Below are 12858 nucleotides of genomic sequence, written 5' to 3'. Positions count from 1 at the left end.
TGGGAAGCTTACAGTTCGAAATCGGCGAAATCGTCTTCACTTACGGAAGAGTCGATTTGTCCTACCAGATAGGAGCTGATTTCAGATTCCTGAGGTGCTACCTGAACGTTATCGGAATTGAGGTAATTGTTCATCCAGGGAAGTGGATTACTCTTTACTTCATACGGCGCTTCGAAGCCAATGGCAGTCATTCGCTGATTCGCGATGTATTCCACATACTGACACAGAATTTCTTTATTCATGCCAATCATTGAGCCGTTTTTGAACAGGTAATCTGCCCATTCCTTTTCCTGCTCTACAGCACTGATAAAGATTTGACGTGCTTCTTCATGACACTCTGCGGCAATTTCAGCCATTTCAGGATCATCTTTGCCTCGGGCCCACAGGTTAAGAATATGCTGTGTGGAGGACAAATGCAGGTTCTCATCACGAGCAATAAGACGGATGATTTTCGCATTACCTTCCATTAGTTCTCGTTCAGCAAACGCAAAGGTACAAGCAAATGACACATAGAATCGCACAGCTTCCAACGCGTTAACCGAGTTCATACACAAGTACATTTTCTTCTTCAGTACACGCATATTCACTTCGTACACTTCACCATCGACAGTGTGAACGCCTTCGCCCTGGGTTTGCCAAAGCTGAGTGTGGAAGATGAGGTCGTCGTAATAACGGGAGATATCTGCGGCACGGCGTTTGATCTGCTCATTAACCACAATGTCTTCAAATATTGAACTGGGATCAGAAAACAGATTACGCAGAATGTGCGTGTAAGAACGCGAGTGAATAGTCTCAAAGAAAGACCAGGTTTCGATCCAGGTTTCCAGTTCCGGTAATGAAACGATGGGCAGAAATGCGATATTAGGACTACGGCCTTGAACTGAGTCGAGCAGCGTTTGATATTTCAAATTTGAAATAAAAATATGCTGCTCTGGTTCAGTCAGCTTCTGAAAGTCCACGCGGTCACGAGTTACATCGACTTCTTCAGGACGCCAGAAGAAACTGATTTGCTTTTCAATCAACTTCTCGAAGATGCTGTGTTTTTGTTGATCGTAACGGGCCACGTTAACAGGGTTACCGAAAAACATAGGTTCTACGAGAGGATTGACGCTTTGTTGATTAAACGTTGTATATTTCATAACTGCAATTTAGCTCGATTTATTACCGGTTAGAAAGCGAATGCCAGGACATGCGTCCTGGCTAATACCGTTAGATTTTACATGCACCGCCGGCACAGTCGTCATCTTCTTCGATGACAGCAGTTTGTGCTTGTTGGTTCTGGGGCTGAGTTTGGCTCTGCTTAACTTCCATAGAACTGGTGTCTGTGTTGCCATCACGGGTATTGTGATAGTACAGGGTTTTTACACCTAGCTTGTATGCTGTCAATAGATCTTTCAGCAACAGCTTCATCGGTACTTTACCGCTTTCGTATTTGCCCGGGTCATAGCTGGTGTTGGCAGAGATTGTCTGGTCGATAAACTTCTGCATAATACCCACCAGTTGCAGGTAACCGTCGTTCGAAGGAATATCCCACAGCAGCTCGTAGGCATCTTTCAGGTTTTCATACTCAGGTACAACCTGCTTAAGCACGCCGTCTTTGCTCGACTTAATTGAGATGTGACCACGTGGTGGTTCAATACCGTTTGTCGCGTTAGAAATCTGAGAAGACGTCTCAGACGGCATCAGCGCAGACAAGGTAGAGTTACGCAGACCGTGCTCCATCATCTCTGCACGCAGGCCTTCCCAATCCATGTGCAACGGTTCGTTACAAATGGCGTCGAGATCCTTCTTGTAAGTATCGATAGGCAGAATGCCTTTGGCGTAAGTCGTCTCGTTAAATTTCGGACACGCACCTTTCTCTTTTGCCAAATTCACAGAGGCTTTGAGCAGGTGATACTGCATGGCTTCGAATGTGCGGTGAATCAACGGATTTGCACTGAAGTCAGAGTACTTAACGCCATTTTTCGCCAGATAGTAAGCGAAGTTAATTACGCCTATACCCAGTGTACGACGGTTCATCGTTGCGTGATATGCCGCTGGAACAGGATAGTCCTGGTAATCCAGCAAACTGTCGAGTGCACGTACGGCAAGGTCAGACAGTTCTTCAAATTCATCTACCGATTTAATCGCACCTAAGTTAAACGCAGACAGTGTACACAGGGCAATTTCACCGTTTTCATCGTTCACGTGTTCCAGTGGTTTGGTCGGCAGGGCGATTTCAAGACACAGGTTACTTTGACGCACAGGAGCAACAGCCGGATCAAATGGGCTATGCGTATTACAATGGTCAACGTTTTGCAGGTAAATACGACCCGTAGAAGCACGTTCTTGCATGAACAGGCTAAACAGTTCCATGGCTTTAATTTGCTTCTTGCGAATGGAGTCGTCCTGTTCGTATTTAATGTACAGTTCTTCGAACTTGTTCTGATCAGCGAAGAAAGCATCATAAAGGCCCGGCACGTCAGACGGGCTGAACAAAGTAATGTAGCCATCTTTCATCATGCGCTGATACATGAGCTTGTTGAACTGAACACCATAGTCGAGGTGACGTACACGGTTTTCTTCGACACCACGGTTATTTTTAAGTACCAGCAGAGATTCTACTTCCATGTGCCAGAGTGGGTAGAACAGGGTAGCTGCGCCACCACGAACACCACCCTGAGAGCAGCTTTTCACTGCCGTTTGGAAATACTTGTAGAATGGTATACAACCAGTATGGAATGCTTCACCACCGCGAATTGGGCTTCCCAGTGCGCGGATACGACCCGCATTTACGCCGATACCGGCACGCTGGCTCACGTATTTCACAATGGCACTGGCTGTGGCGTTGATAGAATCAAGGCTATCGCCAGTTTCAATCAGTACGCATGAACTGAACTGGCGGGTAGGCGTACGCACACCAGACATAATAGGTGTTGGCAGAGAAATCTTAAATGTTGACGTTGCATCGTAGAAACGACGGACATAATCAAGACGGGTCTCTTTCGGGTAGTCTGCAAACAAACATGCCGCAACCAGTACGTAAAGGAACTGCGCACTTTCGTAGATATCGCCGGTAACGCGGTTCTGAACCAGGTACTTGCCTTCCAATTGCTTAACAGCAGCATAACTGAAAGTCATATCACGCCAGTGATCAAGGAAATCATCCATGGCTTCGAATTCTGCCTGGCTATAGTCAGACAGCAAATGTTCGTCGTACTTACCTTGCTCAACCATTTTCTTCACGTGGTCGAAAAGTTTTGGCGGCTCAAACTGGCCGTATGCTTTTTTACGTAAGTGGAAAATAGCGAGACGCGCAGCAAGATATTGGTAATCTGGTGCATCAGTAGAAATAAGATCGGCCGCTGATTTGATCAGGGTTTCGTGGATCTCGCCGGTTTTAATACCGTCGTAAAACTGGATCTGGGCTTTGAGTTCTACCTGGGAAACAGAAACATTGTTGAGTCCTTCTGCTGCCCACGTAATGACTTTGTGGATCTTATCTAACTCAATAGCTTCTTTTTCGCCATTGCGTTTAGTGACATACAAGTTATTGTTCATTTGTACTGGCCGTTAGTTTGTTAGCGCATGAATGACGGGATGAATACCCGTTTTCACTGTAATTATTTGACGTAATTTAGCTCTGAAAGCCTGATCCAGCAGAGATCCCTACTGCCTGGCGGGATCCTGTGTTTTGTTACTCACTTTTCGTTATAAAACACCCGTCGGACAAGACACAAGATAGTGAGGTTTACGTGTTAATGCAACCCAATATCTGGTGGTAAATCCAGCGATCAAACTAGGCAATAAAAATGGTTAGTGAAGACTAACCAAATACAGGCAATCAAATGGCAAATCAGCCAAATGCAACCGTTTTTTACTTTTTTGATCTGCAATTAAAAAATTTTAACCGCAACGAGTATGACTGCTCACAAATACGACATGTAGCGCAGATTATGTTCATCGGCACTACATGTTGTGTTTTCTAGTCAGCTTTTTGCGTATGAACGATGTAGTTAACGTCGACGTTTTTATCTGAAAGATAAAATTGACGGCTTAAGGGATCCATATGCAAGCCAGTGGTGTTTCGTGGCAGCAGATCTACCTTATCGGTCATTGCCATTAATTCTGAAGGCTTAAGAAAGCGGGCGTGCTGATGAGTACCTTTCGGTACCAGATTCAAAATGTATTCTGCGCCCACGATACCCATCAACCAGGATTTGACGTTGCGGTTTAATGTGGACAGAAAAACATGGCCTCCTGGTTTAACCAGACGCGCACACGCTGCAACAATAGAGGCAGGGTCGGGTACGTGTTCAAGCATTTCCATACAGGTCACAACATCAAATTCGCCTTGATGCTGGGCGGCGAACTCTTCTGCGCTGATACATTGATAATCAACACTCACACCAGATTCAAGACCGTGAAGTTTCGCAACTTCAAGGGACGCCTGGGCCAAATCAATACCAGAGACTTCTGCACCCAGTTTTGCCATGGATTCTGCAAGAATGCCTCCGCCGCAGCCCACATCGACCACCTTTTTACCAAACAGGCCGTCACAATGTTGCTGAACGAAGTCCAAACGTAAAGGGTTAATTAAATGCAGTGGTTTGAACTCACTCTCCGTGTCCCACCAGCGCGAGGCCAGCTCACTGAATTTGGCAATTTCTTGCTCGTCGACGTTGCTCATGAAAACGCTCTGTACCGTTATTAAGGAAAATAAAAGAAAGAAAACAATCAGCGTAATAGGTTACATCAACCGGTAGTGAAAAGGCATGTTTTGTCGGTGAAACATCGTTAACTGAACGAAAAGTAGACGCTCAGGCACAACTGTCCTGATTGCACTGATTAAGCGCTACATAAATCTGTCATCCAGTGATACACTCAATGATTACCTGAGGAGGTTATGAGCGGGTCAACCGGCTCCTCAAGATAAACCCATAATAAGAAAGCGCTGTTCTTAGCTGCATTTATTACCAGGTTTCAACACCTGGTGGTGCGTGATATTGGATACGCTTGAACTTGAATCAAGGGACATAGCAGTTTATGACTGATAACGCTAAAGAAATTCTGCCCATAAATATTGAGGAAGAGCTGAAGAACTCTTATCTCGATTATGCGATGAGCGTTATTGTTGGGCGTGCATTGCCTGACGTAAGAGACGGCCTCAAGCCGGTTCACCGTCGTGTACTCTTCGCGATGAACGAACTCAAAAACGACTTCAATAAACCATACAAAAAATCAGCCCGTGTGGTCGGTGATGTAATCGGTAAATATCACCCTCACGGTGACAGTGCGGTATACGACACCATTGTACGTATGGCACAACCTTTCTCGCTGCGTTACATGCTCGTCGACGGGCAGGGGAACTTCGGTTCTGTAGACGGCGACTCTGCCGCTGCAATGCGTTATACCGAAGTGCGTATGGCCAAGATCGCCCACGAGTTATTGGCAGATCTGGATAAAGAAACCGTTGATTTCGTACCGAACTACGACGGTACAGAACAAATTCCTGACGTACTGCCAACCAAAGTACCTAACCTGCTGGTAAATGGTTCTTCTGGTATCGCGGTAGGTATGGCGACTAACATTCCGCCACACAACCTGACCGAAGTTATCAACGGCTGTATTGCTTTAATAGAAGATCCTTCGGTCACTATCGAAGATTTGATGCAATACATTCCGGGCCCTGACTTCCCGACTGCCGCTATGATTAGTGGCCGTAAAGGTATTGATGATGCGTACCGTACTGGCCGTGGCAAGATTTATATGCGCGCCAAGGCGGAAATCGAAACTGACAGTAATGGTAAAGAAACCATCGTTGTTAACGAGATCCCGTATCAGGTCAACAAAGCCCGTCTGATTGAAAAAATCGCCGAGCTGGTGAAAGAAAAACGTATTGAAGGCATTTCGGCGCTGCGCGATGAGTCTGACAAAGACGGTATGCGTATTGTTGTGGAAGTTAAGCGCAACGAATCGGCGGAAGTGCTGCTGAACCACCTTTATGCCAATACCCAGTTACAAACGGTATTCGGTATTAACATGGTGGCGCTGGATAACGGCCAGCCTAAAGTTTTCAACCTCAAGGAAATGCTTGAGGCGTTTATCCTTCACCGTCGTGAAGTGGTAACCCGCCGTACGGTTTACGAACTCCGTAAAGCCCGTGATCGCGCGCACATCCTTGAAGGTCTGGCGATTGCGCTGACCAACATCGATCCTATCATTGAGCTTATTAAAGCCTCGCCAAGTCCGTCTGAAGCCAAGAAAGCCTTGGTTGCACAGGGTTGGAACCTGGGCGACGTGGCAGACATGCTGGAACGCGCGGGCGATGATGCAGCGCGTCCTGACTGGTTAACACCAGAATTCGGTATCCGCGACGGCAAATACTTCCTCACCGAGCAACAGGCTCAGGCCATTCTTGATCTGCGTCTGCACAAGCTGACAGGTCTGGAACACGAGAAAATTCTCGACGAATACAAAGAATTGCTGGCGATCATTGCTGAGCTTCTGCATATCCTGCGAAGCCCTGAGCGCCTGATGGAAGTGATTCGCGAAGAACTTGAAAAAATCCGTGATGAATTCGGTGATGAACGTCGTACAGAAATCACCGCAGCCAGTCATGACATTGATATTGAAGATCTCATCGAACAGGAAGACGTAGTAGTGACGCTTTCCCGTGAAGGTTATGTGAAATATCAAAAACTCAGTGAATATGAAGCGCAGCGCCGCGGTGGTAAAGGTAAGTCAGCGACCAAGATGAAAGATGAAGATTTCATCGAGCGTCTACTGGTAGCCAATACCCATGACCACATTCTGTGTTTCTCTACCCGCGGTCGCCTGTACTGGTTGAAGGTATATCAATTGCCGTTCGCCAGCCGTAATGCGCGGGGTAAACCCATCGTTAATATTCTTCCGCTGGAGAATGACGAGCGTATTACAGCCATTCTGCCGATTAAAGAATTCGAGGAAGGTAAATTCGTACTCATGGCTACCGCTAACGGTACCGTGAAAAAGACTGACCTTAGCCTGTATTCCCGTCCGCGATCCAGTGGTATTATTGCCGTTAACCTGAACGACGGTGACGAATTGATTGGTGTCGCGATCACCCATGGTGATGACGACATCATGCTGTTCTCTGATGAAGGTAAAGTGGTTCGTTTTAACGAAAAACTCCGCGATTCAGAAACTGGTGAAATCAAGCGTGATCCTGAAACCGGTGAAGAACTCCAGGCACTACGTCCTATGGGCCGAACTGCAACGGGTGTTCGCGGTATCAAACTGCAAGAAGGCCAGCGCGTTGTGTCACTGATTGTTCCACAGGGTGATGGCGCTATTCTGACAGCCACAGAAAACGGATACGGTAAGCGCACACCGCTTGAAGATTACCCAGCGAAGAGTCGAGCGACTCAAGGCGTGGTATCTATCAAGGTGTCCGAGCGTAACGGCAAAGTGGTTGGCGCAGTTCAGGTAGATGAGTCTGACGAAATCATGTTGATCAGCGACATGGGTACGCTGGTGCGTACGCGTGTGAGTGAAGTCTCAACGGTAGGCCGTAACACCCAGGGTGTACGTCTTATTCGTACCGCTGAAGAAGAGAAAGTAGTTGGGCTGCAACGCATTGAAGAAGTGATCGACGAAGACATCGATCTTGAAGACGGTGAAGAGAACACCGCAGACGCTGAAGCATCAGCAACCGATGATGCCGCTGTTTCTGACAGCGATAAGCCAACGACAGAAGAATAAGTCTACGCGCTTTGTAAAAAACGCGTTTTAACTCTTATTCAACAAGCGGCTTTTGCCGCTTGTTGTGTTTACAGGTGTTGAAAAAATCTATGAGTAACGTATTTAACTTCAGTGCAGGTCCAGCCATGCTGCCTGCAGAGGTCATGCAACAAGCACAGGCGGAATTCCTTAACTGGCGTGATTCAGGCTGTTCAGTAATGGAAGTGAGCCACCGCGGTAAAGACTTTATCGAGGTTGCCGCTACGGCAGAGCAAGATCTGCGCGATCTTCTCAATGTGCCTGAAAATTATAAAGTGTTATTCGCACACGGCGGTGGCCGTGGACAGTTTGCCTCTGTACCGCTTAACATTTCGACTTCTTCAGACACGTCTTTACACATGGTTACCGGTTCATGGTCTAAAGGTGCCGTTGCCGAAGCTGCCAAATACAACAACGCCAAAGTCATTGGGGAAACCATTGAAGTAGATGGCCTGCAGGCTGTGGCTAAAGTGACGGAAGCTGACGTTGACCAATCAGCTGCCTACCTGCATTTTTGCCCTAACGAAACAGTAGATGGTGTTGCCTTTGACTGGTTACCAGAATCTGGAAACGTACCACTGGTTTCAGACATGTCCTCTTGCATTTTGTCAAAACCCCTCGATGTGTCTGCACACGGTATCATCTATGCTGGCGCGCAAAAAAATATCGGTCCATCAGGTTTGTCAGTGTTAATTGTTCGTGATGACCTGATTGGTAAAGCCCGTAAGGAAACACCATCAATTTTCGATTATGAACTGATGGCGAAACATGACTCCATGTATAACACACCGCCGACATTCTCATGGTATTTGGCTGGTCTGGTATTCAAATGGCTGAAAAGCAATGGTGGTTTAACTGCCATGCAGCAGCGCAACGAAGCAAAAGCGGCGCTGTTATATGGAGCTATTGATGGTAGTGACTTCTACAGCAACCCAGTACATCCTGATAACCGCTCTATCATGAACGTACCTTTTCACTTAGCTGATGACTCGCTGAACCAGAAGTTCCTTGAACAATCTGATGCTGCTGGCCTGAAAGCGCTGAAAGGCCATCGTTCTGTAGGTGGTATGCGTGCCAGTATTTATAACGCCATGTCAGTGGAAGGTGTTGCTGCGCTGGTTGAATTTATGAAACAGTTTGAAAAGGAAAACGGGTAAGTTATGGAGCAGTTAACCTTACAACCGATTTCCCGTATTGACGGTGAAGTAAACGTCCCTGGTTCGAAAAGCCTGTCTAATCGCGCCTTGTTACTTGCTGCTTTGGCTGATGGTGAAACGACACTCACCAATTTGCTGGACAGCGACGATATTCGTCACATGCTCGTGGCACTGGAAAAGCTAGGTGTGCGTTATGAACTGAGCGACAGTAAAACCGAATGCAAAGTGCAGGGTATCGGCGGTAAATTTAAAGTGACCGGCGAAACAGAGTTATTTTTAGGTAACGCGGGTACCGCGATGCGTCCGCTTTGTGCGGTACTGGCAGCCAGTGATGTGTTGGTTACCCTTACTGGCGAGCCGCGCATGGAAGAACGCCCGATTGGCGATCTTGTTGATGCATTACTTGAAGCCGGTGCAGATGTTACCTATCTGAAAAACAAGGGGTACCCACCTCTGCGTATTGCCGGCGGTAGTTTATCGGCAGATGAAGTGTCGGTGGACGGGAGTGTTTCCAGTCAGTTTCTTACCGCGATTCTGATGGCCGCGCCGCTCTTTGCATCTGATACGTTGATCAAAATTAAAGGTGAGCTTGTTTCTAAGCCGTATATCGATATTACCTTAGATACCATGGCGAAATTTGGTATTGACGTGGTTAACAACGATTACGCGAGTTTTGAAGTGAAGGGCAATCAAACTTATAAAGCGCCAGGACGTTTTATGGTTGAGGGCGATGCGTCGTCAGCGTCTTATTTCCTTGCTGCAGGCGCGATTAAGGGCGGGACGGTAAAAGTCACGGGGATTGGTAGCAAAAGTATACAGGGTGACATTCGCTTTGCTGATGTGCTTGAGGCTATGGGCGCTAAGGTGGAGTGGGATGATGAATCTATCACTGTGACTGGTGCACCGCTGAAAGGTGTCGACCTCGATATGAACCATATCCCAGATGCAGCGATGACCATTGCTACTACCGCGCTTTTCGCAGAAGGGCCGACGTCCATTCGTAACATCTATAACTGGCGGGTAAAAGAAACAGATCGCCTGAATGCGATGGCAACAGAACTTGAAAAGTTAGGTGCAAAGGTAGAAGAGGGCCATGATTACATAACAGTATGGCCAACAACGACGCTGAACCACGCAGCCATTGATACTTACAACGATCACCGCGTTGCCATGTGTTTCTCACTCGTTGCGCTTAGTGATACGCCTGTGACTATCAACGATCCTGGCTGCACAGCAAAAACGTTCCCTGACTACTTCGACAGATTCGCAACAATCTGTCACTAAATGTTCTACATCTTCTGTCATTTTAACTAAACGCCCTGAATCGCAATGCCATCTTCCTGGAAGGTGGCATTGCTAATCTACTCAGGGCGCGTATAATTGCGCGCGATTTTATAACCTTTTTATAACTGGAGCAGCTATGCAACTGATCCCCGTCGTCACGGTTGACGGACCGAGTGGAGCTGGTAAAGGAACCCTGAGCAGTTTGCTTGCAAAAGAACTTCAATGGCACTTTCTCGACAGTGGTGCTATATATCGCGTGCTGGCTGTAGCCGCACTACATCACGATATCCCGGTAGACGATGAGCCTTCTATTGTGCCGTTGGCAACCGGTCTTGATGTGAGTTTCGAGACCGACGGCGAAAGCAGTCGCATCATCCTTGAGGGCGAGGATGTCACAGACGATATCCGTACCGAGCAGGTTGGGGCGGTTGCCTCACAGGTAGCAGCATTACCTCGTGTTCGCGAGGCATTGCTTCGACGTCAACGAGCGTTTCAGCAAGAACCTGGACTGGTCGCAGATGGTCGCGATATGGGTACTGTTGTATTTCCTGATGCACAGGTAAAACTTTTTCTGACTGCCAGCGCCGAAGCCCGCGCGGAGCGTAGATATAGTCAGTTGAAAGATAAGGGCATGGATGTTAACATTGCGCGCCTTTTAACCGATATCAAAGCTAGGGACGAACGAGACACCCAACGCGCAGTAGCGCCATTGGTACCGGCAGAAGATGCAGTAGTAATAGATTCCACGCATCTGGATATTACCCAGGTGTTTGAAAAAGCGATGGAAATTGTAAGAACAAAGGTACGTTGATAAACAGCGTTACCTTTATTTGTATTTCCGTTTTTTGTGATATGTCGACACAGGATGTGACGACTTTTGTTAGTAACCCCACGTTAGCCGGACTGTAATGTGGTTTTAAACTGAATAAATTAACTGAACTTATGACTGAAAATTTTGCACAACTTTTTGAAGAAAGCCTCCAGGAATTAGAAACACGCCCTGGTTCGATTGTTAAAGGTACCGTAGTTTCTATCGACAAAGACATCGTTCTTGTTGATGCAGGCCTGAAATCAGAAAGTGCTATCCCAGCTGATCAATTCAAAAATGCTGAAGGCGAATTAGAAATCGCTGTTGGCGATTCTGTAGACGTAGCACTCGACGCGGTAGAAGACGGTTTCGGTGAAACTATCCTGTCTCGTGAAAAAGCTAAGCGCCATGAAGCTTGGGTTGAGCTGGAAAAAGCTTACGAAGATAAAGCCACTATCAAAGGCGTTATCAACGGTAAAGTTAAAGGCGGTTTCACTGTTGAAGTTAACAGTGTACGCGCGTTCCTGCCAGGTTCTCTGGTTGACGTACGTCCAGTACGCGACACTACTCACCTGGAAGGTAAAGAGCTTGAATTTAAAGTAATCAAGCTTGATGCGAAGCGTAACAACGTAGTTGTTTCTCGTCGTGCAGTTATCGAAGCAGAAAGCAGCGCAGAACGTGAAACTCTGCTGGCTAACCTGGAAGAAGGTCACGAAATCAAGGGTATCGTTAAGAACCTGACTGATTACGGTGCGTTCGTAGATCTGGGTGGCGTAGATGGTCTTCTGCACATCACCGATATGGCTTGGAAGCGCGTTAAGCACCCAAGTGAAATCGTAAACGTTGGTGACGAAATCAACGTTAAAGTTCTGAAGTTCGACAAAGACAAGCAACGTGTATCTCTGGGCATGAAGCAAATGGGCAACGATCCATGGCACGACATTTCTCAGCGTTACCCAGAAAGCACTAAGATCTCTGGTCAGGTAACTAACCTGACTGACTACGGTTGCTTCGTAGAAATCGAAGACGGCGTAGAAGGTCTGGTTCACGTTTCTGAAATGGATTGGACTAATAAGAACATCCACCCATCTAAAGTTGTTAGCTTAGGCGACACTGTAGAAGTTATGGTTCTGGAAATTGACGAAGAGCGTCGTCGTATTTCTCTGGGTCTGAAGCAGTGTATTGCTAACCCTTGGGAAGAGTTCGCGAAGTCTCACGAGAAAGGCGACAAAGTGTCTGGTAAGATCAAGTCAATCACTGACTTCGGTATCTTCATCGGCCTTGACGGCGGCATCGATGGTCTGGTTCATCTGTCTGACATTAGCTGGAACAAAACTGGCGAAGACGCAGTTCGTGAATTCAAGAAGGGCGACGAAATCTCTGCCGTTGTTCTGCAAGTCGACCCAGAGCGTGAGCGTATCTCTCTTGGCGTTAAGCAAATCGAAGAAGATCCTTTCAACAAGTATCTGACAGATAACAAGAAAGGTGCTATCGTTAACGGTACAGTTACTGCTGTTGACGCGAAAGGCGTTACAGTTAACCTGTCTGAAGAAGTTGACGGCTACATCCGTGTTGCTGACTTGTCACGTGACCGTGTAGAAGATGCTTCTGAAGTTGTTAGCGTAGGCGAAAGCATCGAAGCGAAATTTATGGGCGTAGACCGTAAAAACCGCACTGTTAACCTGTCTGTTAAAGCGAAAGATCAGGCTGACGAAAAAGAAGCTATCGATAAAGTTAACCAGCAGGAAGACGCTGGCTTCGCAAACGCGATGGCAGAAGCATTTAAAGCTGCTAAAGGCGAATAATGCAAATACGGGTGTGCTAAACCCACACCCGTTCCGTAGTAGCTGTACCATAATGTTTTTACGA

General features: G+C 47.0%; 8 protein-coding genes. 5 read left to right on the top strand and 3 right to left on the bottom strand.

Features of this window, described 5'->3' with window-relative positions; all coding sequences use genetic code 11:
• Positions 1-8 precede the first annotated feature (8 nt).
• From nrdB to ubiG, 3 genes are all read right to left on the bottom strand, one after another.
• The gene (gene nrdB, locus BFC18_RS20875) at positions 9-1139 is read right to left on the bottom strand and encodes a class Ia ribonucleoside-diphosphate reductase subunit beta (protein ID WP_070127703.1); all 1131 of its coding nucleotides are present in this window, start codon (positions 1137-1139) and stop codon (positions 9-11) included.
• 70 nt (positions 1140-1209) lie between these two features.
• Complete coding sequence (nrdA, locus tag BFC18_RS20870) at positions 1210-3540, bottom strand: class 1a ribonucleoside-diphosphate reductase subunit alpha (RefSeq protein ID WP_070127702.1); 2331 nt, start codon at positions 3538-3540, stop codon at positions 1210-1212.
• Positions 3541-3964: 424 nt separating this feature from the next.
• Positions 3965-4669, bottom strand: coding sequence for a bifunctional 2-polyprenyl-6-hydroxyphenol methylase/3-demethylubiquinol 3-O-methyltransferase UbiG (ubiG, locus tag BFC18_RS20865; RefSeq protein WP_070127701.1), 705 nt, complete (start codon positions 4667-4669; stop codon positions 3965-3967).
• Between the two features lie 356 nt (positions 4670-5025).
• Here ubiG and gyrA point away from each other — a divergent pair, with 356 nt between their 5' ends.
• The 5 genes from gyrA to rpsA all read left to right on the top strand — a co-directional run bounded on the left by gyrA (position 5026) and on the right by rpsA (position 12794).
• Positions 5026-7722, top strand: a complete 2697-nt coding sequence (gyrA, locus tag BFC18_RS20860; protein WP_070127700.1) for a DNA topoisomerase (ATP-hydrolyzing) subunit A — start codon at positions 5026-5028, stop codon at positions 7720-7722.
• An 89-nt stretch (positions 7723-7811) separates the two neighbouring features.
• Positions 7812-8897, top strand: coding sequence for a 3-phosphoserine/phosphohydroxythreonine transaminase (gene serC / locus BFC18_RS20855; protein ID WP_070127699.1), 1086 nt, complete (start codon positions 7812-7814; stop codon positions 8895-8897).
• 3 nt (positions 8898-8900) lie between these two features.
• Entirely contained in the window at positions 8901-10181 is a 1281-nt protein-coding gene (aroA, locus tag BFC18_RS20850; RefSeq protein ID WP_070127698.1) for a 3-phosphoshikimate 1-carboxyvinyltransferase, read from the top strand.
• Positions 10182-10317: 136 nt separating this feature from the next.
• Positions 10318-10992, top strand: a complete 675-nt coding sequence (gene cmk / locus BFC18_RS20845; RefSeq protein WP_070127697.1) for a (d)CMP kinase — start codon at positions 10318-10320, stop codon at positions 10990-10992.
• Between the two features lie 131 nt (positions 10993-11123).
• Entirely contained in the window at positions 11124-12794 is a 1671-nt protein-coding gene (gene rpsA / locus BFC18_RS20840) for a 30S ribosomal protein S1 (RefSeq protein ID WP_070127696.1), read from the top strand.
• Positions 12795-12858 lie beyond the last annotated feature (64 nt).

Source organism: Alteromonas confluentis, assembly GCF_001757105.1.
GTDB lineage: Bacteria > Pseudomonadota > Gammaproteobacteria > Enterobacterales > Alteromonadaceae > Alteromonas > Alteromonas confluentis.
Note: the sequence above shows the minus strand (reverse complement) of the source record. Positions and strands in the feature narration are given on the sequence as shown.

Excerpts from the sequence above, each read along its gene's own strand:
- nrdB (WP_070127703.1), bottom strand. The coding sequence starts at position 1,139 with ATGAAATATACAACGTTTAATCAACAAAGCGTCAATCCTCTCGTAGAA.
- nrdA (WP_070127702.1), bottom strand. The coding sequence starts at position 3,540 with ATGAACAATAACTTGTATGTCACTAAACGCAATGGCGAAAAAGAAGCT.
- ubiG (WP_070127701.1), bottom strand. The coding sequence starts at position 4,669 with ATGAGCAACGTCGACGAGCAAGAAATTGCCAAATTCAGTGAGCTGGCC.
- gyrA (WP_070127700.1), top strand. The coding sequence starts at position 5,026 with ATGACTGATAACGCTAAAGAAATTCTGCCCATAAATATTGAGGAAGAG.
- serC (WP_070127699.1), top strand. The coding sequence starts at position 7,812 with ATGAGTAACGTATTTAACTTCAGTGCAGGTCCAGCCATGCTGCCTGCA.
- aroA (WP_070127698.1), top strand. The coding sequence starts at position 8,901 with ATGGAGCAGTTAACCTTACAACCGATTTCCCGTATTGACGGTGAAGTA.
- cmk (WP_070127697.1), top strand. The coding sequence starts at position 10,318 with ATGCAACTGATCCCCGTCGTCACGGTTGACGGACCGAGTGGAGCTGGT.
- rpsA (WP_070127696.1), top strand. The coding sequence starts at position 11,124 with ATGACTGAAAATTTTGCACAACTTTTTGAAGAAAGCCTCCAGGAATTA.